This is a genomic window from Rhizobium sp. UGM030330-04 (assembly GCF_003208455.1).
GTDB lineage: Bacteria > Pseudomonadota > Alphaproteobacteria > Rhizobiales > Rhizobiaceae > Agrobacterium > Agrobacterium rhizogenes_A.
This window is the reverse complement of the sequence record NZ_QKML01000007.1, coordinates 128,186-151,577: the sequence shown is the minus strand read 5'-3', so window position 1 is coordinate 151,577 and position 23,392 is coordinate 128,186. Positions and strand designations below refer to the sequence as shown.

General features: G+C 60.7%; 19 protein-coding genes. 17 read left to right on the top strand and 2 right to left on the bottom strand.

The annotated features are described in order from the left end of the window. The first annotated feature begins 1 nt into the window (after position 1). The 7 genes from N434_RS12725 to N434_RS12695 all read left to right on the top strand — a co-directional run bounded on the left by N434_RS12725 (position 2) and on the right by N434_RS12695 (position 7,136). On the top strand, positions 2 to 1,468 hold the full coding sequence (locus tag N434_RS12725) for an aldehyde dehydrogenase (protein ID WP_110758147.1): 1,467 nt from the start codon (positions 2 to 4) through the stop codon (positions 1,466 to 1,468). Between the two features lie 4 nt (positions 1,469 to 1,472). After that, on the top strand, positions 1,473 to 1,787 hold the full coding sequence (locus tag N434_RS12720) for an NIPSNAP family protein (protein ID WP_065117336.1): 315 nt from the start codon (positions 1,473 to 1,475) through the stop codon (positions 1,785 to 1,787). 57 nt (positions 1,788 to 1,844) lie between these two features. After that, the gene (locus tag N434_RS12715; RefSeq protein WP_110758146.1) at positions 1,845 to 2,855 is read left to right on the top strand and encodes an ABC transporter substrate-binding protein; all 1,011 of its coding nucleotides are present in this window, start codon (positions 1,845 to 1,847) and stop codon (positions 2,853 to 2,855) included. 107 nt (positions 2,856 to 2,962) lie between these two features. Beyond that, a complete protein-coding gene (locus N434_RS12710; protein WP_502695775.1) occupies positions 2,963 to 3,790 on the top strand; it encodes an ABC transporter permease in 828 nt (275 codons plus the stop codon). A 1-nt stretch (position 3,791) separates the two neighbouring features. Further along, a complete protein-coding gene (locus N434_RS12705) occupies positions 3,792 to 4,592 on the top strand; it encodes an ABC transporter permease (protein ID WP_110758144.1) in 801 nt (266 codons plus the stop codon). After that, positions 4,589 to 5,671, top strand: a complete 1,083-nt coding sequence (locus N434_RS12700; protein ID WP_110758142.1) for an ABC transporter ATP-binding protein — start codon at positions 4,589 to 4,591, stop codon at positions 5,669 to 5,671. The genes N434_RS12705 and N434_RS12700 overlap by 4 nt, the downstream gene beginning before the upstream one ends. Before the next feature lie 10 nt (positions 5,672 to 5,681). Beyond that, positions 5,682 to 7,136: an NAD-dependent succinate-semialdehyde dehydrogenase gene (locus N434_RS12695; RefSeq protein ID WP_110758141.1), complete on the top strand. Its 1,455-nt coding sequence runs from the start codon at positions 5,682 to 5,684 to the stop codon at positions 7,134 to 7,136. A gap of 17 nt (positions 7,137 to 7,153) precedes the next feature. Here the strand turns inward: N434_RS12695 and N434_RS12690 are convergent, their stop codons facing one another. Beyond that, on the bottom strand, positions 7,154 to 7,768 hold the full coding sequence (locus N434_RS12690) for a TetR/AcrR family transcriptional regulator (protein ID WP_110758139.1): 615 nt from the start codon (positions 7,766 to 7,768) through the stop codon (positions 7,154 to 7,156). Positions 7,769 to 8,068: 300 nt separating this feature from the next. Here N434_RS12690 and N434_RS12685 point away from each other — a divergent pair, with 300 nt between their 5' ends. The 4 genes from N434_RS12685 (at position 8,069) to N434_RS12670 (ending at position 14,252) form a co-directional block, all read left to right on the top strand. Beyond that, positions 8,069 to 9,145, top strand: a complete 1,077-nt coding sequence (locus tag N434_RS12685; protein ID WP_065117452.1) for an efflux RND transporter periplasmic adaptor subunit — start codon at positions 8,069 to 8,071, stop codon at positions 9,143 to 9,145. Next, positions 9,145 to 10,230 (top strand): efflux RND transporter periplasmic adaptor subunit, encoded by a 1,086-nt coding sequence (locus N434_RS12680; RefSeq protein WP_110758137.1) that lies wholly within the window; start codon positions 9,145 to 9,147, stop codon positions 10,228 to 10,230. The genes N434_RS12685 and N434_RS12680 overlap by 1 nt, the downstream gene beginning before the upstream one ends. Further along, positions 10,227 to 13,298: an efflux RND transporter permease subunit gene (locus N434_RS12675; protein WP_110758135.1), complete on the top strand. Its 3,072-nt coding sequence runs from the start codon at positions 10,227 to 10,229 to the stop codon at positions 13,296 to 13,298. Before N434_RS12680 ends, N434_RS12675 begins: the two co-directional genes overlap by 4 nt. A gap of 237 nt (positions 13,299 to 13,535) precedes the next feature. Further along, complete coding sequence (locus N434_RS12670; protein ID WP_065117345.1) at positions 13,536 to 14,252, top strand: FadR/GntR family transcriptional regulator; 717 nt, start codon at positions 13,536 to 13,538, stop codon at positions 14,250 to 14,252. Here the strand turns inward: N434_RS12670 and N434_RS12665 are convergent. Then, complete coding sequence (locus N434_RS12665) at positions 14,221 to 15,648, bottom strand: aspartate ammonia-lyase (protein ID WP_236774330.1); 1,428 nt, start codon at positions 15,646 to 15,648, stop codon at positions 14,221 to 14,223. The genes N434_RS12670 and N434_RS12665 overlap by 32 nt on opposite strands. A gap of 271 nt (positions 15,649 to 15,919) precedes the next feature. Between N434_RS12665 and N434_RS12660 the strand changes: the two genes are divergently transcribed. From N434_RS12660 to kdpC, 6 genes are all read left to right on the top strand, one after another. Then, on the top strand, positions 15,920 to 17,377 hold the full coding sequence (locus N434_RS12660; protein WP_065117347.1) for an amino acid permease: 1,458 nt from the start codon (positions 15,920 to 15,922) through the stop codon (positions 17,375 to 17,377). Further along, positions 17,374 to 18,327, top strand: coding sequence for an asparaginase (locus N434_RS12655; RefSeq protein WP_110758128.1), 954 nt, complete (start codon positions 17,374 to 17,376; stop codon positions 18,325 to 18,327). Before N434_RS12660 ends, N434_RS12655 begins: the two co-directional genes overlap by 4 nt. A 317-nt stretch (positions 18,328 to 18,644) precedes the next feature. Further along, complete coding sequence (kdpF, locus tag N434_RS12650; protein ID WP_110758126.1) at positions 18,645 to 18,734, top strand: K(+)-transporting ATPase subunit F; 90 nt, start codon at positions 18,645 to 18,647, stop codon at positions 18,732 to 18,734. 33 nt (positions 18,735 to 18,767) lie between these two features. Continuing rightward, positions 18,768 to 20,471 carry a potassium-transporting ATPase subunit KdpA gene (gene kdpA, locus N434_RS12645; RefSeq protein ID WP_110758125.1) on the top strand — a complete coding sequence of 568 codons (1,704 nt, stop codon included), beginning with the start codon at positions 18,768 to 18,770 and terminating at the stop codon, positions 20,469 to 20,471. A gap of 218 nt (positions 20,472 to 20,689) precedes the next feature. Continuing rightward, positions 20,690 to 22,774 carry a potassium-transporting ATPase subunit KdpB gene (kdpB, locus tag N434_RS12640; protein WP_110758123.1) on the top strand — a complete coding sequence of 695 codons (2,085 nt, stop codon included), beginning with the start codon at positions 20,690 to 20,692 and terminating at the stop codon, positions 22,772 to 22,774. A gap of 12 nt (positions 22,775 to 22,786) precedes the next feature. Beyond that, positions 22,787 to 23,353 carry a potassium-transporting ATPase subunit KdpC gene (gene kdpC / locus N434_RS12635; RefSeq protein WP_110758121.1) on the top strand — a complete coding sequence of 189 codons (567 nt, stop codon included), beginning with the start codon at positions 22,787 to 22,789 and terminating at the stop codon, positions 23,351 to 23,353. Positions 23,354 to 23,392 lie beyond the last annotated feature (39 nt).

The window sequence follows — 23,392 nt, the reverse complement described above, 5'->3', positions numbered from 1 at the left end:
GATGCGCCGTTTTCAGTGCTATATCGACGGACGTTTCGAGGATGGCGAGGCGAGCTTTTCAAGCCTTGATCCGGCAACCGGCACGGCATGGGCCGAAATGCCGGAAAGCCGGCAGGCGGATATCGGCCGCGCGGTCGAGGCCGCGCACCGGGCGCTTTATGAGGATGCGGCTTGGTCGAAGCTGACGGCGACGCAGCGTGGCAAGCTGCTTTACCGGCTGGCCGATCTGGTTGCGGAAAATGCAAAGACGCTGGCCGAGCTCGAAACCCGCGATACCGGCAAGATCATCCGCGAGACGTCGGCGCAGATAGCCTATGTCGCGGATTATTACCGCTATTATGCCGGGCTCGCCGACAAGATAGAAGGCGCTTATCTGCCGATCGACAAGCCGGATATGGATGTCTGGCTGCGGCGCGAACCGGTTGGCGTGGTGGCGGCGATTGTACCGTGGAACAGCCAGCTGTTTCTCGCTGCCGTGAAGATCGGCCCGGCGCTAGCTGCGGGCTGCACCATCGTCGTCAAGGCGTCGGAAGATGGGCCGGCGCCGCTGCTGGAATTTGCCCGGCTGGTGCATGAGGCCGGTTTTCCCGCCGGCGTCGTCAATATCGTCACCGGTTTCGGCGCGTCCTGCGGCACTGCGCTTACCACCCACCCGAAGGTCGCCCATATCGCCTTTACCGGCGGGCCGGAAACGGCGCGTCACATTGTCCGCAATTCGGCTGAAAACCTTGCCTCTACATCGCTGGAACTCGGCGGCAAATCGCCGATCCTCGTTTTCGCCGATGCCGATCTTGAGAGCGCCGCCAATGCGCAGGTGGCGGGCATTTTTGCCGCGACCGGCCAAAGCTGTGTCGCCGGCTCGCGGCTGATTATCGAAAGAAGCGTCAAGGAGCGTTTCCTCCAGATTCTGGCGGCGAAGGCTGAGGCGATCCGCATCGGTTCACCGCTGGATATGGCGACGGAAGTGGGGCCATTGGCGACGGAGCGCCAGCGCAAGCACATCGTCTCACTGGTTTCCGCTTCCGTGGATGCCGGTGCGAAAGTGGTTACCGGTGGTGAGCCTCTGGATGGTGACGGCTATTTCTATCGGCCGACCATTCTTGATTGCGACGGCATCCGTTCGCCCTCCATGGAAAAGGAATTTTTCGGCCCCGTTCTTTCGGTCGTTTCCTTTGAGACCGAGGCCGAAGCCATCGCGCTCGCCAATGATACCGTCTACGGCCTCGCCTCCGGCGTTTTCACGCAGAACCTGACACGCGCCCATCGGCTGATGAAGGCGATCCGTGCCGGCATCGTCTGGGTGAACACCTATCGCGCGGTCTCACCGATCGCGCCTTTCGGCGGCTTTGGCCTCTCGGGTGATGGACGCGAAGGCGGGCTTGCGGCGGCGCTCGATTACACGCGTACCAAGACCATATGGCTGCGTACCTCCGACGACCCGATCCCCGATCCTTTCGTGATGCGGTGAGCCGATGTTTTACGAGATCCGCACCTACAGGCTGAAGAACGGCGCCATCCCGGCCTATCTCAAGGTCGTGGAGGAAGAGGGTATCGAAATCCAGAAAAGCCACCTTGGCGAACTGGTGGGTTACTTCTTTTCCGAGATCGGCCCGATCAACGAAATTGTCCATATCTGGGCTTTTGCGAGCCTTGATGACCGGGAGGAGCGGCGCGCAAAGCTGATGGCCGATCCGCGCTGGTTATCGTTTCTGCCGAAAATTCGCGACCTCATCGAAGTCGCTGAAAACAAGATCATGAAGCCGGCGCGTTTTTCTCCGCTCGTGTGAAAGCCGCCGGCCGCGACGTGCATGCCAACGACAAGCTCTAAAACGGAGTAAGGGAACATGAGATCGAAACTGGTATTGACGACATGCGCAGCACTTTTTGCCCTTGGCGCATCTGCCGAGGCGAATGATCTGGTTTTTTCCAGCTGGGGAGGAACCACACAGGACGCCCAGAAGGCGGCCTGGGCCGATAAATTCATGGTATCGACCGGCATCAATGTGGTGCAGGACGGCCCGACCGACTACGGCAAGCTGAAGGCCATGGTTGAGGCCAACGGCGTGACCTGGGATGTGGTCGATGTCGAAGGCGACTATGCCGCGCAGGCCGGACCGAAAGGCCTGCTGGAGAAACTCGACTTTTCCGTCATCGACAAGACGAAGCTCGATCCGCGTTTCGTGACGGACTATTCCGTCGGCAGCTTTTATTACTCCTTCGTCATCGGCTGCAATGTCGATGCCGTGGCCGCCTGCCCCAAGAGCTGGGCGGACCTGTTCGATACGGCAAAGTTTCCCGGCAAGCGCACTTTCTACAAGTGGTCTGCTCCGGGCGTGATCGAAGCCGCCCTTCTTGCCGATGGTGTGACCGCCGACAAGCTCTATCCGCTCGATCTCGACCGTGCTTTCAAGAAGCTCGATACGATCAAATCCGATATCATCTGGTGGTCGGGTGGCGCGCAGTCGCAACAGCTGATCGCATCGGCGGAAGCGCCCTTCGGCAGTGTCTGGAACGGCCGCATGACGGCGCTTGAGAAGAGCGGCGTGAAGGTGGAGACCTCCTGGGAGCAGAACATCACCGCAGCGGATTCCCTCGTCGTGCCCAAGGGAACGAAGAACCGGGATGCGGCGATGAAGTTCATCGCACTCGCCACCTCCGCGCAGGCGCAGGCGGATATGGCGACCGCGACGGGCTACGCCCCTGTTAACATCGAATCCGCCAGGCTGATGGATCCGGAAACGGCCAAAACCCTGCCGGACCAGCAGACCGCAAGCCAGGTCGATGCCGATATGAGCTACTGGGCACAGCATCGCGATGAAATCGGCGAGCGCTGGTACGCCTGGCAGGCGAAATAAGATAACGGCGCGGGCAGCGAAACGCCCGCGCGATTTTCCACGTCCGGGGAGGTTTGGACATGGTCTCGCTAACCGATGAAACAGTCAGCACGAAGGCGAGGGCGCGAATGTCCTTCCGGCCCGGCAATTTTGCCGCCACCCTGCCGGCGCTGGTTCTGCTTGTCCTGTTCTTCGTCGTTCCGGTTCTGATCCTGCTGTCGCGCAGCATTACCGAGCCTGTCTTCGGCCTTGGCAACTATGCGGCACTGCTGGGCAGCTCCACCTATCTGAAGATCTTCTTCAACACCTTCGTGGTGTCGGCGCTGGTAACAGCGGTGTCGCTGGTGATCGGTTTTCCCGTCGCCTGGGCGCTTGCCATCATGCCGGCGCGGCTTGCCTCCATCGTTTTCGCTATCCTGCTGCTGTCGATGTGGACCAATCTTCTGGCGCGCACCTATGCCTGGATGGTGCTGTTGCAGCGCACGGGTGTGGTGAACAAGACGCTGATGGGCCTCGGCATCATCGATCAGCCTCTGCCGCTGGTCAACAATCTCACCGGGGTTACCATCGGCATGACCTATATCATGCTGCCCTTCATCATCATTCCGCTCTACGGTGTCATCCGCAAGATCGACCCGGCCATTCTGCAGGCGGCTTCGCTGTGTGGGGCAACCCGTTTGCAGGCGCTGATCCGTATTCTCATTCCGCTTGCCGCACCCGGCATGATCTCCGGCGCGCTGATGGTCTTCGTCATGTCGCTCGGTTATTTCGTCACCCCGGCGCTGCTCGGCGGCACGGCAAACATGATGCTGGCCGAACTCATCGCACAATTCGTCCAGTCGCTCGTCAACTGGGGCATGGGCGGGGCCGCTGCGCTGGTGCTTCTGGTGGTGACGCTCACTCTCTACGCCGTGCAGCTCAAATTCTTCGGCTCGGCCGGGGCAGGGGGACGCTGACATGCTTTTGAACTATAACAGCCTCGGCCTCTGGAAATGGCTGCTGCTCCTCATCACCGTGCTGACCTCAGCATTTCTGATCCTCCCGATCATCTTTATCGCCGCTTTGTCCTTCGGTTCGTCACAATGGCTGATCTTTCCGCCGCCCGGCTGGACGCTGAAATGGTATGCGGATTTCTTCGCTGACCCGAGATGGCTGGATGCCGCCTGGACGAGCCTGCGCATCGCGCTGATGGTAACCGTGCTGTCCGTGCTCATCGGTCTCGTCGCCTCTTTCGGGCTGGTGCGTGGCCGTTTCATCGGGCGCAGCACTCTGCGGGCGCTGTTCATGACACCGATGATCCTGCCCGTCGTGGTGCTTGCGGTGGCGCTTTATGCTTTTTTCCTGAAACTCGGTCTTGCCGGCACCACCATCGGTTTCGTCATCGCGCATCTGGTCGTGGCGTTACCCTTCTCCGTTCTGGCGCTGACCGGTGCGCTGGAGGGTTTCGATAAATCGATCGAGGATGCGGCGGTGCTGTGCGGTGCAAGCCCGTTACAGGCGAAAATCCGCATCACGCTTCCGGCTATCAGCCACGGCCTGTTTTCGGCGGCGATCTTTTCCTTCCTCACCTCCTGGGATGAAGTGGTGCTGGCGATCTTCATGGCAAGCCCGACATTGCAGACGCTGCCGGTGAAAATCTGGGCGACGTTGCGTCAGGATCTGACGCCTGTCATCGCCGCCGCCTCAACGCTTCTCATCGCGGTGACCATCATTCTCATGCTGCTTGTCGCAGCTGTGCGAAAAGGACTGAAAACATGACCAAACCGCTCCTGCAAATTCGCGGCATCCGCAAACAATATGGGCCGGTCGTCGCCGTTCAGGACGTCAATCTCGACGTGCAGCCGGGCGAGTTCATGACATTTCTCGGGCCGTCCGGCTCGGGCAAGAGCACGACGCTTTATATTCTCGCCGGCTTCGAGCAGCCGACCGCGGGGGACATCCTGTTGAACGGCGAGAGCCTGTTGTCCACCCCGTCGCACAAGCGCAATATCGGCATGGTCTTCCAGCGCTACACGCTGTTTCCGCATCTGTCGGTCGGGGAGAACATCGCCTTTCCGCTGAAGGTCCGCCGCAAGGGCAAGGCGGAAATCGATGCCAAGGTGAAGGAAATGCTGCGGCTTGTCCGCCTCGAGGGTTTCGAGGACAGGAAGCCCGCGGAGATGTCCGGTGGCCAGCAGCAGCGCGTGGCGCTGGCGCGCGCGCTTGCCTATGATCCGCCGGTACTTCTGATGGATGAGCCGCTGTCGGCACTCGACAAGAAGCTGCGCGAAGAAATCCAGTTCGAAATTCGCCGCATCCACCAGCAGACGGAAGTGACGATCCTTTATGTCACCCACGATCAGGAAGAGGCCTTGCGTCTTTCCGACCGGATCGCCGTGTTTTCGAAAGGGGTGATCGACCAGATCGGCACGGGGCCGGAGCTTTATGCCCATCCCACTACCCGCTTCGTGGCCGAATTCATCGGCGATAGCGATTTTATCGCCTGCGATCTCCTCGCCGCATCGGGTGGCAAGGCAACGGTTTCACTGGGCCGGGATATCGTCTTCGATCATATTCCGATGCATGGCGAGGCCGCGCCGGGCAAGAAAGCGGCGTTGATGCTGCGCCCCGAGCGCCTGCAGCTCAGCCGTAACCGGTCGGCCGCCGCAACCGGCTTTCAGGCCACCGTCAGCGACATCACCTTCCTCGGCAACAACGTTCACGTGGTTGCCCATACCGGCTCGGGTGAACCGCTCGCGGTCCGTCTGCCCTTCGGCCACGAAGCGATTTCCGGTCTTAGCCGTGGCGATCTCGTGCATCTCGCCTTCGATCCGGCGTCGGCTCAGGTTTTCTGTTGAGGGATTTGCCATGCATCTGAATGATCCCACACTTCTAGGTGAAAAAGTGCCCGTGGCTGGCCGATGGATCGGCTGCGATGGTCGCGAAACGGCGACGATCCGCAACCCCGCGACGGGGGAGATCGTCGGACAGGTTCCCGAACTCGGCGCAGCGGAAACGCAGGAGGCTACCGCTGCTGCCGTGATTGCCCAGCGGGCATGGGCGCGCCGCACCGCCGGTGAGCGTGCGACTATTCTCAAGACGTGGCACCGGCTCGTCATGGAAAACCGCGACGATCTCGGCGTGATCCTGACGTTGGAACAGGGAAAGCCGCTCACTGAGGCCAAAGGCGAAATCGCCTATGGCGCAAGCTTCATCGAATGGTTTGCCGAAGAGGCGCGCCGCATCAATGGCGAGACGGTGCCCGGCCATCAGCCGGATAAGCGCATTCTGGTTCTGCGCCAGCCGGTCGGCGTGGTTGCGGCCATCACGCCGTGGAATTTTCCCAATGCCATGATTACCCGTAAAGTCGGCCCGGCGCTGGCCGCCGGCTGCGCGGTGGTGTTGAAGCCTGCGCCGCAGACGCCGTTTTCGGCCATAGCACTTGCCATTCTCGCCGAGCGTGCCGGCCTGCCGCTTGAACTTTTCAGCATCGTGACCGGTCCCGCTGCTGAAATAGGCGGCGTGCTGACGGCAAGCCCGGATATTCGCCTTCTGACCTTCACAGGCTCGACCCGCACGGGAGAACACCTTTACAGACAATGCGCGCCGACCATCAAGAAACTGGGGCTGGAGCTTGGCGGCAATGCGCCTTTCATCGTTTTCGACGATGCCGATCTCGATGCCGCCGTGGAAGGCGCTATCCTTGCGAAGTTCCGCAACAATGGCCAGACCTGCGTCTGCGCCAACCGTCTTTATGTGCAGGGCGGCGTGTATGACGCCTTCGCTGAAAAATTCGCACGCGCCGTCTTAAAGTTGAAAGTCGGCAACGGACTGGAGGAGGCAAGCGTTCTCGGTCCGCTTATCGATGGCAACGCCGTCGCCAAGGTGGAAGCGCATATTGCCGATGCGCTTTCGAAAGGCGCCGAGATCGCCACAGGGGGCAGAAGACACGCGCTGGGCGGCAATTTTTTCGAGCCGACGATCCTGCGCAATGTCGATGCCGGCATGCAGGTGGCGCGTGAGGAAACCTTCGGGCCGCTTGCCCCGCTTTTCCGTTTCGAGGATGAAGCGGATGTGATCGCGCAGGCCAACAATACCGATTTCGGCCTCGCCTCCTATTTTTATGCGCGTGATCTTTCCCGTGTCTTCCGGGTTGCCGAAGCGCTGGAATACGGCATGGTTGGCGTCAATACGGGGGCGATTTCCACGGCCGAAGCGCCATTCGGCGGGGTCAAGATGTCGGGGCTCGGGCGGGAAGGGTCTCGCCACGGTATCGAGGAATATACCGAACTCAAATATGTCTGCATTGGTGGCATCAGCTGAAAGCAGGATGCCGCCGGTTACGCCAGCAGCCCGCGCATGAGCAGGTCGAGATGAACCTTCAGAACGGCCTGCCTGTCCAGACTGCGCCGATCATCGAAAATCAGCCGGAACACCAATGTTCCGACCACGGGTGACATGACGACCTTGGCGAGTTCGGGCGGATTGGCCCTGAACCTTTTTTTCGCCACGCCCTCATTGAGGATCGTGTTGATGTGTCCCAGCACCGGCGCCATCAGAACGTCATGATGCTGATCGATGAGATCAGGAAACTTCGCGCCCTCCGCAACGACGAAGCGGAACAGTTCCCGCATCCGCCTGTCATCGACAAGGGTTTCGAACAGGAATTCGAGCAGCAGGCGAAGCTCCTCGACGGGATCGTCGGAGGTACGGGCATAGGCTTTGAAAGCCTCCTGAAACGGCCTGCCGACATGTTCGATCATCGCGGCAAACAGGGCTTCCTTGGTCTCGAAATAGACATAGACCGTTCCCTTCGTCACCCCGACCCGGTCGGCAATGTCCTCGACCCGCGTCGCCGTAAATCCCCTTTTGGTGAATTCCTCAAATGCGGCATCGAGAATTTGCAACGGACGTTGTATCTTCTGTTCTGCACGTGTCAGTTTTGTTTTTGTCATGACCCCGGCTCCTTACGTATTTTCGGCGCGTGCCCTTCTATCCGTCGTCAGCGGCGGACGTCATTGATGGCCTGCCTATCGCACCGGCACAAAAACCGGAATCGATTTTTGCAGGTGGTGCGTGGTTCAGTCTGTCAGCCCATTCCCGGTGTCTCCCACGAATGACCGGGACAAATCTGCAACGTTCATCCGGGAGCCCGGCGTGATGCCCGGACGGTTCCCGGATCGGCGGCATAAGAATTTCATTGACTATTCAGTCAGTCAAATATTATAGGATTGGGCGAAGATCAAGAGGTCACCATGAAAACCATTCTTATCGCGCTGGCGGTTGGCGGTGTTTTTGCCCTGTCGTCCTGCAGCAATGAAGAGCCGCCGGCCGAAAAACCGTTGCGGACAGTTGATGTGGTCACGGCGGTGAAAAAGCCGGTCGATCGTGGCAGCGTCATCACCGGGGAAGTGAGGGCACGGGTCCAGACGGACCTGTCCTTCCGGGTCAGCGGCAAGATCACCGAGCGGCTGGTGGATGTGGGTGCGCGGGTGAAAACCGGACAATTGCTCGCCCGCATCGACCCCGAAGAGCAGAAGGCCGACATCGATGTCGCCGTGGCCAACCTGCAATCCGCCGAAGCGCAGCAGACGCAGGCGCAACTGACGTTCGACCGCCAGCAGAGCCTGTTCAAAACACAGGTCACTTCGCGTTCAGCGGTCGACAAGGCCCAGGAAACCCTGCTCACCACGCAGGGCGCGGTGAGATCGGCGCAGGCGCAGCTCGACACCGCACGTGACGCGCTGTCCTATACCGAACTCAGGGCTGATGCGGATGGCGTGATCACGGCTCGGAATGTCGAAGTCGGCCAGGTGGCGCAGGCCGCACAGCTCGTTTTCACGCTGGCACATGACGGGCCGCGCGATGCGGTTTTCGATGTCTACGAATCGCTGTTCCTCGAGCGCGATATCGACAATCTCGTCAATGTCAGCCTGCTGTCGGATCCGTCCCGCACGGTTGCGGCGCCGGTGCGGGAGATTTCCCCGACGATCGATCCGGACAATGGGACGATCCGGGTCAAGGTTGGCCTCAACGGCGATCTGACCATGCCACTCGGCGCGCCCGTATCCGGCCATTTCCGCTTCAAACAGGTCGACGCCATCGAGCTTCCATGGTCGGCGATGGCCTCGCAGAACGGTCGTCCCGCAGTCTGGCTGGTTGATCCGCAGTCCTCGGAGGTCGCCATGCATCGGGTCGAGGTTGCCGATTATGAGACCGGCCAGTTCGTTGTCGCAGGGGGGCTCAACCCCGGCGATATCGTCGTCACCGGCGGGACCAAATTTCTCCGGACCGGTGAAAAGGTCGCCTATGAAAAGGGGCAGGCACAATAATGTTCAGGATCAACAGAAGCTTGTTTTTGCTCATTGCGGCAATCGCAGTCTCTTCCTGCCAGGAAAAGCAGGAAGCCGCCGCGGAGGCACCGCGCCCGGTGCTCTCCGTTGTGGTGGAGGAGAAGTCGGCGGATGCGCTGCGCCTCACCGGCACGGTGGAATCGCGCATCCAGACCGACCTTGGTTTTCGCGTTCTCGGCCGGATCATCGCCCGCAATGTCGATGTGGCCGATCTGGTCAAGAAAGGCGACGTGGTCGCGTCGATCGATCCGCTGGCGCTGGAACTTTCGGTGAAAAGCGCCCAGTCCGATCTTTCTAATGCCGAAGCGCAGCTCGCCAATGCGGTCACGACCGAACAGCGCCAGCGCGTGCTGGCTGAGGCCCGCAGCGGCACGGAAGCTGCACTGGAAGAGGCCGAGCAGGCCACGCGAACTGCCAATGCCTCTGTCGCCAAGGCCCGCGCCAATCTGGACAAGGCCGAGGAGCAGCTGGGTTATGCGCAGTTGCGTGCGGAATTTGACGGTGTGGTGACTGCCACATCAGGTGAAATCGGTCAGGTCGTTTCTGCCGGGCAGACGGTGGTGACCATCGCCCGGCCGGAAGTGCGCGACGTTGTGGTGGATGTTCCGCAATTTGCGGCGCAGCGGCTGGAAATCGGCTCGACCTTCGAGATTGCCCTGCAGCTCGATCCGAAAATCCGCACCACCGGTGTGGTGCGCGAAATCGCCCCGGAAGCTGAAACGGCGACGCGAACGCGCCGCACGAAAATCAGCCTGCAGGATGCGCCGCCGGCATTCCGGCTGGGGTCCGTCGTCACGGCTCTGGCCCTTGCGGCACCCGAACCGCAGATCACGCTTCCCGCATCGGCCCTGCTGAAGACAGATAATGGATGGGGCGTCTGGATCGTCAATGCCGATACGGCAACGGTGACCTACCGCCCGGTCACGATAGAGGGCGAGCCGGTCGAAAGCGGCAGCGTGCGTATCACCGGCGGCGTCAAGCCCGGCGAGCGTGTCGCCAGCGCCGGCGTTCACAAGCTTAAAGATGGGCAAGCCATCAGGATCGATCAGGAGGTCCGTCAGTGAAGAAGTTCAATCTTTCCGACTGGGCGCTCGAACACCGTTCGCTCGTCTGGTACTTCATGCTGGTCTTCGTTCTCGCCGGCGTTTTCTCCTATCTCAACCTCGGACGTGAGGAAGATCCGAATTTCACCATCAAGACGATGGTGATCAGTGCGCAATGGCCCGGTGCTTCGGCGGAGGAAGTGGCCCGGCAGGTGACCGACAGGATCGAGAAGAAGCTCGAGGAACTCGACAATCTCGATCATCTGCGCAGCCAGACGGTGGCCGGCCGCACGACGATCTTCGTGGAACTGGTGCCGGAAACCAAGGCGCGCAACGTCGAACCCACCTGGGTGCGGGTGCGCAACATGATCGGCGATATCAAGGGTGATTTCCCCTCCGGCGTCGTCGGCCCCTTCTTCAACGACCGCTTCGGCGATGTCTATGGCAATATCTACGCCTTCACCAGCGACGGTCTCAGCCAGCGACAATTGCGCGATCTGGTGGAGGATGCCCGTGCGAAGGTTCTGACCGTCGAGAATATCGGCAAGGTCGATGTCATCGGTGCGCAGGACGAAGCGATCTATCTGGAATTTTCCACGCGGCAGATCGCGGCACTCGGCATCGACCAGCAGTCGATCATCAAGACGCTGCAATCCCAGAATGCCGTCACGCAGTCCGGTTTCGTCAATGCCGGACCTGAACGCGTCGCGTTGCGTGTCAGCGGCCAGTTCACCTCGGAAGACAGTCTGAGGTCCATCAATCTGCGCGTCAACAACAGGTTCTTCCCGCTGACGGAAGTGGCGACGATCAGGCGCGGTTATGTCGATCCACCATCATCGCTGTTCCGTTTTAATGGTCAGCCGGCCATCGGCCTTGCAATTGGCATGAAAACCGGTGCGAACCTCCTGCATTTCGGCGAGGCGCTGGATGCGCAGATGAAGCGCGTGGTGGCGGACCTGCCTGTTGGCGTCGATGTGCACCGTGTGTCCGATCAGCCGGCCGTGGTCGATGAGGCCGTTTCCGGCTTCACCTCGGCCCTGTTCGAGGCGATCGCCATCGTTCTCGTCATCAGCTTCATCAGCCTTGGCCTCAGGGCTGGCATGGTGGTTGCCGTCTCCATTCCGCTCGTGCTGGCGATCACCTTCGTTTACATGGAATACAGCGGCATTTCGCTGCAACGTATTTCGCTCGGCGCTCTCATCATCGCGCTCGGCCTTCTCGTCGACGATGCGATGATCGCGGTCGAGATGATGGTCGCGCGGCTTGAGGTGGGAGACGATCTCAGAAAGGCGGCGACCTATGTTTATACCTCGACCGCCTTCCCGATGCTGACGGGTACGCTGGTCACGGTCGCCGGTTTCATTCCCGTCGGCCTCAACAACAGCGCGGCGGGTGAATTCACCTTCACGCTGTTCGTGGTGATTGCGGTTTCGCTGATCGTGTCGTGGATCGTCGCGGTCCTGTTCACGCCGCTGCTGGGCGTGACGATTTTGCCGAAAACGATGAAGTCCCACCACGAAAAGAAGGGCCGCTTCGCCTCCGCCTTTTCCTGGCTTCTCGGCCGGGCACTGCGCTGGCGCTGGGTGACGATCCTCCTTACCATTGCACTGTTCGGTCTTTCCGTCGGCGGCATGAGCCTCGTGCAGCAGCAGTTCTTCCCTTCATCCGACCGCGTGGAGCTGATTGTCGACTGGAATCTGCCGCAGAACAGCTCGATTGCTGAAACCAACCGGCAGATGGCGCAGTTCGAGCAGGAGGTGCTGGCCAAGAATACGGATATCGATCACTGGACGACCTATGTCGGCGAAGGCGCGCCACGTTTCATCCTGTCCTTCGACGTGCAGACGCCTGACGTCACCTTCGGCCAGACGGTGATCGTCACCAAGGGGCTGGACGTGCGTGACAAGGTGCGTGCCGAACTGCAGGATTACCTGAACCGGACATTCCCTGGCACTGACGCCTTCGTGAAATTGCTCGATATCGGCCCGCCGGTCGGAAAACCGGTGCAATATCGCCTGAGCGGTCCGGACATCCAGAAGGTCCGCGAACTCGGACAGCAATTGTCGGGCATCGTCGGCGAACACCGGCTGCTGTCCAACATGGTCATGGACTGGAACGAGCCGACGCGTGTGGTCAAGGTCGATGTCCTGCAGGACAAGGCCCGCCAGCTTGGCGTCTCGTCGGAAGATATCGCCAATGCGATGAACAGCATTGTCGAGGGCTCGACCGTCACCCAGGTCAGGGACGATATCTATCTCGTCAATGTGGTGGCGCGGGCGCAGATGTCCGAGCGTGGCTCCATCGAGACGTTGCAGAACCTGCAATTGCCGGCGACGAACGGCAAGGCCGTACCTCTCTCGGCCATCGCCAATTTCCGCTACGAGCTGGAGCAGCCGACCATCTGGCGTCGTGATAGGATACCGACGATCACCGTCAAGGCCGCCATTATCGGCCCGACGCAGCCGGCGACGATCGTCGAGCAGCTGAAGCCGAAGATCGAGGCATTCCAGAAAACGCTTCCCGTCGGCTACAAGCTGGAGACGGGCGGCTCGGTGGAATCCAGCGCGGATTCGCAAGCGCCGATCATTGCCGTGGTGCCGCTGATGCTGTTTGCGATGGCGACGATCCTGATGATCCAGCTGCAAAGCTTCAGCCGGTTGTTCCTGGTCTTCGCCGTGGCGCCCACGGCCCTGATCGGCGTCGTGGTGGCGTTGCTCTTCTCCAATGCGCCGATGGGCTTCGTCGCCATTCTGGGTGTGCTGGCGCTGATCGGCATCCTGATCCGCAACTCGGTCATCCTTGTCGTGCAGATCGAGCATCTGAGGAGCGAAGGGGTTTCGGCATGGCACGCCGTCATCGAGGCGACCGAGCACCGCATGCGGCCGATCATGCTGACGGCGGCGGCGGCCACACTTGCCCTTATCCCCATCTCGCGGGAGATATTCTGGGGGCCGATGGCCTATGCGATGATGGGTGGTATCGTGATTGGCACGGCCCTTACGCTGCTTTTCCTGCCGGCACTTTATGTCGCATGGTTCCGTATTCCGCGTGAGGATGACGAGCCGAAAGGACAGGACGCAACGGCCTGATGTCGAAGCGGGGTGAGGGCATGGCGTCCTCACTCCCATAAAAATGGCCCTCGTCGTTGTTCCGGCGGGCTGGATAATGTTAGGAAGGTCGGCTTAGCCGCGAGAGCGGCGGCCGTCCTTTCGTTTCTGGACGGTCGAATGGTCTGGCGTATCGAATCCGCATATCGCGCCCTGTAATATCTTTCAGGATTTTGCGCCGATACTGCTGGTCATACTGGGTTGCAGGAGGGTTGAAAGATGGGCGGGTTGTCGGATTGGCTTGCGGAGGCGCAGCCGATCAATCGCAAGAATGCCGCAGAAGCGGTGTTTGAGGATATACGCTCCGCCATTACTTCCGGGCAGCTTGCGGTCGGCACCCGGCTGCCTTCCGAAGCCCATCTGGCGGCACGATATGGCGTCAGCAGGCCGATCATTCGCGAGGCGTTACGATCACTCCAGACTTTGGGGCTGACACAGACCCGCACCGGAAGCGGCACCTATGTGATGACGCCGACGCCGCCTTCCGAACTGAATTACGGCGCTTATTCCGCCCGAGATCTTATCGAGGCGCGGCCCTTCATCGAGGTGCCGGCGGCCGGGTGGGCGGCGCTCAGGCGCACCGATGCGCAACTGGAGATATTGCTGCACCTCTGCGACCGGATGGAAGCCGAAGAGAGGCCGCATCCCTGGGTGCTGCTGGACGGGCAGTTCCACTGCGCCATCGCGGAGGCTTCGGCCAATGGCCTGTTTGCCAAGGTGGTCGCCGATGCCCGCGAGGCTGTGTCCCAGCAATCCGAGATGGTCAATCTGATGGCGGGCCGTCGCGTTGCGTCGAATTACGAGCACCGCCGGATCGTCGAAGCGATCCGGCGGGGTTCAGCACCCGAGGCGCGCGAGGCGATGGAGCTTCACCTTGGGCAGGTGAAGCAGGTGGTGACAACGATCATTGGAGAAGATCGGGCTCGTCAACCGTAAGCGCCGGCAGGTTGGCGAGATGCCGCGGGCTGAGCGCCTGCTGCAATTGCGCATCCGTCAGATATCCACGTTCCAGAACCACCTGCGGCACGGTGCGGCCGCTGGCAAGCGCCTCCTTGGCCACTTCCGTCGCCGCATAATAACCGATCAGCGGGTTGAGCGCCGTGGCGAGGCCGATCGATTCCTCCACACGCTGTGCCATGATCGCCGGATTGGCCACGATGCCGTCAACGCAGCGTTCCGCCAGTGTTCGGCAGGCGGCGCTGAGCTGGCTGATGCTCTGGGAAAGGGCACGCACGATGATCGGTTCAAAGGCGTTCAGCTGCAGCTGCCCGGCTTCGGCGGCCATGGTGATGGTGATATCGTTGCCGATGACCGCATACGCGACCTGATTGACGACTTCGGGAATGACCGGATTGATCTTGCCCGGCATGATGCTGGAACCCGCCTGAACCGACGGCAGGGTGATTTCGCCGATACCGGCGCGCGGACCGGAGGAGAGCAGGCGAAGATCGTTGCAGGTTTTCGACAGCTTGACGGCCACGCGTTTCAGCACGCCGGAGAGGTGCACGAATGCGCCGGGGTCCTGCGTCGCTTCAATAAGGTCTGCCGCCGTCACCAGCGGCCGGCCTGTCAGCGCTGCCAGATGCTGGCAGGCGAGCGCCGCATAACCACGCGGCGCATTAAGGCCGGTGCCAATGGCGGTGGCGCCGAGATTGATCTCGTGCAGCAGGGCCGCGGATTCGATCAGGCGGGCCTGGTCTTCACCCAGCATCACCACGAAGGTGCGGAATTCCTGGCCGAGCGTCATCGGCACGGCGTCCTGCAATTGCGTGCGCCCGATCTTGATGAAACCGGCAAATTCCTGCGCCTTGCGGTCGAAAGCGTCCTTCAACACGCCCATGGAAGCCGCCAGATCGTCGATTGATTCAATCAGACCGACATTGACCGCCGTCGGATAGGCGTCGTTGGTCGACTGGCTGAGATTGACGTGGTCGTTGGGGTGAAGACGGGCATAATCGCCTTTTTCGTGGCCAAGCAGTTCGAGCGCACGGTTGGCAATGACCTCATTGGCATTCATGTTGGTGGAGGTGCCGGCTCCGCCCTGGATTTCATCCACCACGAATTGCCCGTGCAGCGCGCCGGCGCGGATTTCGCGGCAGGCTTCGGCAATGGCTTCCATTCGTTCGGTGTCCAGCAGGCCCAGTTCGTGATTTGCGCGCGCCGCCGCCTCCTTCACATAGGCCAGTCCCCGGACGAGATAGGGGTTATGGCCGATTGCCACGCCGGTGATCTGAAAGTTCTCCACCGCGCGTGCCGTGTGCACGCCCCAATAGACATCAGCCGGAATTTCCTTCGTCCCGAGCAAATCCTGCTCCCTGCGCGTCACGCTCACTTCTTCCTCCACTGGCTTCAAGCGTTGCTATATCTGTAAAGCTGTCTTACAGATTTTTTGACCTTAGTCCTTGGTGGAGAGAAGGTCAATAATCATCACATCCCCTTGACGAGCGGCATTATCTGCCATTATGAGGGTCGAAAATCTGTCATGCAGCTTTACAGCGTGCATGAGCATGCTGGCCATATTTCCAGCACGGACTGTGCCAGTTTCATTTTGATTTCCGGCTTATCGCCGACTGCAAAGCACTTTATCGGGAGGATAAATATCCATGCATTCTGGGAAAACGGCATCCGCCGAACGTGAGGTCTTCGTCGAAGAAGAGCTCGGTTACCACAAGGCCCTCAAGCCGCGTCAGATTCAGATGATCGCCATTGGCGGCGCCATCGGCACCGGCCTGTTCCTTGGCGCCGGCGGCCGGCTAGCGCAGGCGGGTCCGGCGCTGGTCTTCGTTTATGCGCTGTGCGGCTTCTTCGCGTTTCTGGTCCTGCGCGCGCTTGGCGAGCTTATCATGCACCGTCCGAGCTCCGGTTCCTTCGTGTCCTATGCCCGTGAGTTCTACGGCGAGAAAATGGCCTTTGCCGCCGGCTGGATGTATTGGCTGAACTGGGCGATGACGTCGGTGGCGGATGTGACCGCCGTTGCGCTCTACATGAATTTCTTCAAGCAATATGTTCCGTGGCTGGCGGGTATCGACCAATGGGTCTTCGCCATGACGGCGCTTCTGGTCGTGCTGGCGATGAACATGCTGTCGGTGAAGGTCTTTGGCGAGCTTGAATTCTGGTTCAGCCTGATCAAGGTTCTGGCACTTGCCATTTTCCTCGTCGTCGGCGTTTATTTCGTCATCTTCGGCACGCCCATCGAGGGCCATGTCACCGGCTTCAGCCTCATTACCGATAATGGCGGCTTTTTCCCGAACGGCATTCTGCCGGCCTTCGTCATCATTCAGGGTGTCGTCTTCGCTTATGCCTCGATTGAGCTGATCGGCACGGCGGCGGGCGAAACCGAAGACCCGCGCAAGGTCATGCCACGCGCCATCCGCGCCGTGGTTCTGCGCCTCGTGGTGTTTTACGTCGGCTCGGTGCTGCTGTTCACGCTGCTTCTGCCCTATACCGCCTACAAGGCCGGTGAGAGCCCCTTCGTCACCTTCTTCGGTTCCATTGGCGTAGAGGGCGCTGACGTGATAATGAACCTCGTCGTTCTGACCGCTGTGCTGTCCTCGCTTAATGCCGGCCTTTATTCCACCGGCCGCATCCTGCATTCCATGGCCGTTTCCGGCTCGGCTCCGGCCGCGCTGGCAAAGATGAACAAGGCCGGCGTGCCCTATGGCGGCATTGCGGTCACGGCCGTCGTCACCGTTCTCGGCGTGGCCTTGAACGCCGTCGTGCCCGCTTCCGCCTTCGAGATCGCCCTCAACCTTTCGGCGCTTGGTATCATCTGCGCATGGGCCGTCATCGTGCTCTGCCAGCTGAAGCTCTGGCAGCTTTCGCAGCGCGGTGAGCTGGCGCGTCCGGATTTCCGCATGTTCGGCGCGCCCTATACCGGCATCCTCACGCTCATCTTCCTGTTCGGCGTGCTGGTGCTGATGGCGTTTGATTATCCTGTCGGTTCCTGGACCATCGCTTCGCTGCTGATCATCATCCCGGCGCTGGTCATCGGCTGGTATCTGCTGCGTGACCGCATCTATCGTCTGGCCGCCGAGCGGGCGGGCGCGGGAGCATCGCATTGAGCGGGGAGGGGAATGCTCCACTGGTGGCGGTCATCGCCACCGGTGGCACCATTGCCAGCCGGCGCGGTGCCGATGGCGCCAGCACACCCAGCCTTTCCGGCGAGGACCTGCTGGCACTGGTTCCGCAGGTCAGCGCGCGGCTGAAGCCGGTCGATCTGATGGCCAAGGATTCGTCCAGCCTGACCTTGGCCGACATGCAGCGCATCAGCGATGCGGTAGGCGTGGAACTCAATGACGCCGCGGTGGCGGGCGTCGTTGTTCTGCACGGAACCGACGCGATGGAAGAATCCTCGCTGCTCGTTAATCTGCAGCACGCGCTCACCAAGCCGGTGGTCTTCACCGGTGCTCAATTCACCGCAGACCACAAGGATGCAGACGGCCCCGCCAATCTGGCGCAAGCCATAGAAACCGCGCTCGATCCGCAGAACGTCGCAAAGGGCGTGCTTCTTTCTTTCGGCGGTCGCTGTCTGTCGGCCTGGGGGCTTTACAAGCTGAGTGCGGATGCGGCGGACGCCTTTCGCTCGGCGCGATCACTGGTTCAGGCCTCAGCGCCGAGCCTTGTCGCTCCCGTCGCCGATATCAGGGTTGATATCGTCGCCATCCATCCCGGCTGTGACGCGACCCACATCGATGCCAGCCTGCAGGCGGGCGCGAAAGGTATCGTTCTTGCGGCGCTTGGTTCCGGCAACGCCAATCCTGATATTGCCGAGGCGGTGAAACGCTGCGCGGAACGTGGCGTCCCTGTCGTCGTTTCCAGCCGCGTGCCGGAAGGCCGTCTCGTCGCAAGTTATGGCGGCGGTGGCGGCGGACATGACCTTGTCGCGGCCGGTGCCGTGCATTCCTCTACGCTTCGCCCGGGCCAGGCCCGCATTCTGCTGGCGGCGCTGCTGGCAGATAACAGCCCGGCGGAAACCATCGTTTCCGCTTTCGGCGAGCCGCTCTCGCACTAAGAGACGGTGACGATGCCCGCATCAGCGGGCATCGAAATTCCTATAGGATTCCTATTTTATTCCCTCTGCGGCCGTCTCGAACCTTTATGCGGTTCGGGTGCATTCTTCTGTTCGGGAAGGGATGGTGTTCCCTTCCTGAGCCAGAAAGAATGAAAAGCGACGTCCCACATGACGGCGCTTTTCTTCCTGTCCGGCTCCTCGTGGAAAAAAGGAGTCCCATCATGATGGACCTTGTTCTGATCGGCGCAGCGACGGTGTTTTTCGCTCTCTGCTTTGCCTATACGCGCGCCTGTGACCGGCTTTAGACGGAGGCTGCGATGATATTCGACTATGTCCTCAGCGGTGCCGTCACCGTCTTTATCTCCGCCTATCTCACCTATGCTCTCATTCGCCCCGAACGCTTCTGATCGGGAAGCGGCGGCTATTGAAAGTTCAATACAATGACCCTCACTGGATGGTTTCAGATTCTGCTGTTTTGCGGGATCATTTTTGCGCTGGTGAAGCCGCTCGGCTTCTATATGGCGCGTGTCTTTAGTGGTGAACGCACCCTGCTTTCGCCGGTTCTTGTACCCGTCGAGCGCGGCCTTTATGCCCTTGCCGGAACAAGCGAGCGCGAGGAACAGCACTGGACGACCTATGCGTTCTCCATGCTGCTTTTCAACCTCCTCGGTTTTGTCCTGCTTTACGCGCTGATGCGTTTTCAGGCCGTGCTGCCTTATAATCCGCAGGCAATGCCGGCCGTCGGGCCGGAACTGTCGTTCAACACGGCGGTCAGCTTTGTCACCAATACCAACTGGCAGAATTATGGCGGCGAAAGCACCATGTCTTATCTGACCCAGATGGCTGGTTTGACCGTGCAGAATTTTGTTTCCGGCGCCACGGGCATGGCAATTGCCATCGGCCTCATCCGCGCCTTTTCGCGCGCTTCGGGCAAGGCCATCGGCAATTTCTGGGTGGATATGATCCGTGCGACGCTCTACGTGCTTTTGCCCCTCTGCATCGTACTGACCCTTGTCTATGTGTGGCTCGGCGTGCCGCAGACGCTCGGTGCCTATGTCACGGCACAAACGCTCGAAGGTGCACAGCAGACGATTGCGGTCGGCCCGGTGGCATCGCAGCTGGCGATCAAGATGCTCGGCACCAATGGCGGCGGTTTCTTCAACGCCAATTCCGCGCATCCGTTCGAAAACCCCGATGCCTTTTCCAACATGATCCAAATGGTGTCGATCTTTGCGATCGGTGCGGCCTTCACCAATGTCTTCGGGCGAATGGTGGGCAACCAGCGGCAGGGCTGGGCGATCCTTTCGGCCATGGGCGTTCTGTTCATCGCCGGCGTCGCCGTCACCTATTGGGCGGAAGCGGCCGGAAATCCGCTGATGCACGGCTTTGGTCTTGCGGGCGGTAATATGGAAGGCAAGGAGGTCCGCTTCGGTGTGGCGCTTTCATCGCTGTTTGCGGTCATCACCACAGCCGCGTCCTGCGGCGCGGTCAACGCCATGCATGGCAGTTTCACGGCGCTTGGCGGTCTCGTCCCGCTCATCAACATGCAGTTGGGTGAAGTGATCGTCGGTGGTGTCGGCGCGGGTTTCTACGGTATTCTGCTGTTCATCATCATCGCCATCTTCGTGGCGGGTCTGATGGTTGGCCGCACACCTGAATATCTCGGCAAGAAGATCGAGGCCAAGGAAATGAAGATGGCGATTCTGGCCATTCTCTGCCTGCCGCTCGCCATGCTTGCTTTCACCGCCACGGCGACGGTCCTGCCATCGGCGGTGGCGTCGATCGGCACCGCTGGACCGCACGGTTTCTCCGAAATCCTCTATGCCTATACTTCGGCAGCCGCCAATAACGGCTCGGCTTTCGGCGGTCTCACCGGCAATACCACCTGGTACAACATCACCCTTGGTTTCGGCATGCTGATGGGGCGTTTTCTGGTGATCATTCCGGCACTGGCCATTGCCGGTTCGCTGGTCACCAAGAAGACCGTTCCGGCATCGGCCGGCACCTTCCCGACCGATGGTCCGCTGTTTGTCGGCCTGCTTGTCGGCACGATCCTGATAGTCGGTGGCCTCACCTTCCTGCCGGCGCTGGCGCTTGGTCCGGTCGCGGAACATCTGGTGATGGCAGCGGGCCAGGTCTTTTGAGGTGGCACGATGACCAATGAAACCCCTCGACACCGACACAACCTTCCTGTCCGCACTGGTGCTCCCGTCAAAAGGAGCGCCGGTCCCGGCGGTTGGTGCGCGTCCAATCTCATTCTTGCGATGATGGCGGCCCTGTTCGCCGCCGTCGTCGCTCTCGAAGTTCTCACGGGCTGATCGACCCTTATCGGTCGCCCTGTTTCAAACGCTGGAGCCTCTTCATGAGCCAGTCCAAACAAGCGAGCATCCTCGACACTCGCATCCTCGTGCCGGCCATTGCCGCCGCATTCAAAAAGCTCAACCCGCGCACGCTTGCGCGCAATCCGGTCATGTTCGTCGTGGCGACGGTGTCGGTGCTGACGACAGTGCTGTTCATCCGCGATCTCGTCATGGGCGGCGCCAATCTCGGCTTTTCCTTCCAGATCAATCTCTGGCTCTGGTTCACCGTATTGTTCGCCAATTTTGCGGAAGCCGTCGCCGAAGGGCGCGGCAAGGCGCAGGCGGATTCGCTGCGCCGAACCCGCACCGAAACCCAGGCGAAACTGCTGACCGGCGATGACCGCAGCCAGTACAAGATGGTGGCGGGCACCAGCCTGAAGGTGAATGATATCGTGCTGGTGGAAGCCGGCGATATCATCCCCTCGGATGGCGAAGTCGTTGAAGGTGTGGCCTCCGTCAACGAGGCAGCGATAACAGGTGAATCCGCCCCGGTTATCCGCGAATCCGGCGGCGACCGCTCGGCCGTCACCGGCGGCACGCAGGTTTTGTCGGACTGGATAAGGGTGCGCATCACCGCTGCTGCCGGCTCCACCTTCCTCGACCGGATGATTTCGCTGGTTGAAGGTGCCGAGCGCCAGAAGACACCGAACGAGATCGCGCTCAACATCCTTCTTGCGGGGATGACACTGATCTTCGTTCTGGCCACCGCGACGATTCCAAGTTTCGCGACCTATGCCGGCGGCTCCATCCCGATCATCGTTCTGGTAGCGCTGTTCGTGACGCTCATCCCGACAACCATCGGCGCTCTTCTGTCCGCCATCGGTATTGCCGGCATGGACAGGCTGGTGCGCTTCAACGTGCTTGCCATGTCCGGCCGCGCCGTCGAAGCGGCAGGTGACGTCGATACGCTGTTGCTGGACAAGACCGGCACCATCACGCTCGGCAACCGGCAGGCGACCGAGTTTCGGCCCATCGCCGGCGTTTCCGAACAGGAGCTTGCCGATGCCGCACAGCTCGCCTCGCTTGCCGATGAGACGCCGGAAGGCCGCTCCATCGTCGTTCTCGCCAAGGAAAAATACGGCATCCGCGCCCGCGACATGCAGAAGCTGCACGCTACCTTCGTGCCCTTCACCGCCCAGACCCGCATGAGCGGCGTCGATTTTGAGGGCGCCTCCATTCGCAAGGGTGCCGTCGATGCCGTGCTGTCCTATGTCGATGGCGGCGTTGCACAACAGGGCAATGCGGCGTTGGCCGTCAAAACTGAAACCGATGCCACGCGTGGGATCCGTGCCATCGCGGAAGAGATCGCCAAGGCTGGCGGCACGCCGCTTGCCGTGGTGCGGGACGGAAAACTGCTCGGCGTCGTGCAGCTGAAGGATATCGTCAAGGGCGGCATTCGCGAACGTTTCGCCGAGCTTCGCCGCATGGGCATCCGCACCGTCATGATCACCGGCGACAATCCGATGACGGCGGCTGCCATTGCGGCGGAAGCCGGCGTCGATGATTTCCTTGCCCAGGCAACGCCTGAAAACAAGCTGGAGCTTATCCGCGAGGAGCAGGCCAAGGGCAAGCTCGTTGCCATGTGCGGCGACGGCACCAACGACGCCCCGGCGCTGGCGCAGGCCGATGTCGGCGTCGCCATGAACACCGGCACGGTGGCGGCACGCGAAGCGGGCAATATGGTCGATCTCGACAGCGACCCGACCAAGCTCATCGAGATCGTCGAAATCGGCAAGCAGTTGCTGATGACGCGCGGCGCACTGACGACATTCTCCATTGCCAACGATATCGCCAAATATTTCGCCATCATCCCGGCGATGTTCCTGGTGCTCTATCCGCAGCTTGGCGTCCTGAACGTCATGGGGCTTTCGACGCCGCAAAGCGCGATCCTTTCCGCCATCATCTTTAACGCGCTGATCATCATCGCGCTCATCCCGTTATCGCTGAAGGGCGTCAAATATCGCCCGATCGGTGCTGGCGCGCTGCTGTCCCGCAATCTGGTCATTTATGGCCTCGGCGGCATCATCGTTCCCTTTATCGGCATCAAGGCCATCGACCTCGCCATTACGGCGCTCGGTCTTGCCTGAGGAGTAAAGACAATGTTTAGACAGTTTCGTCCCGCACTGGTGCTGATCCTTGCCACCACCGCCATCACCGGCCTTGCCTATCCGCTGGGCATGACGGGCCTTGCGCAGGCGCTCTTTCCCTTTCAGGCCAATGGCAGCCTGATCGAGAAAAACGGCAGCGTGGTGGGTTCGCAATTGATCGGACAGGCCTTCACCGGTGAGAAATATTTCCATGGCAGGCCGTCGGCCGCTGGTGACGGGTATAATGCTGCCTCCTCTTCCGGCTCCAATCTTGGCCCGACCAGCGCCAAGCTGATCGACCGGGTGAAACAGGATTATGAGACGGCGAAAGCCGAGAACCCGGCAGCCGAAGTGCCGGCCGATCTGGTGACGGCATCGGGTAGCGGTCTTGACCCGCATGTTTCACCTGAGGCCGCCTATTTTCAGGTTGCGCGCGTCGCAAAGGCAAGGGGCATGGATGAAACCGCGTTGCGTGCCATTGTCGAGCGTCATGTCGAGGGACCGGAACTGGGCTTCATGGGCGAACCCGTCGTAAATGTACTGGCGCTCAACATGGCTCTTGACGCAGCCGGCTCATGAACTGAAATGGCTATGGCTTCTTCGGAAGCCATAGCTTCG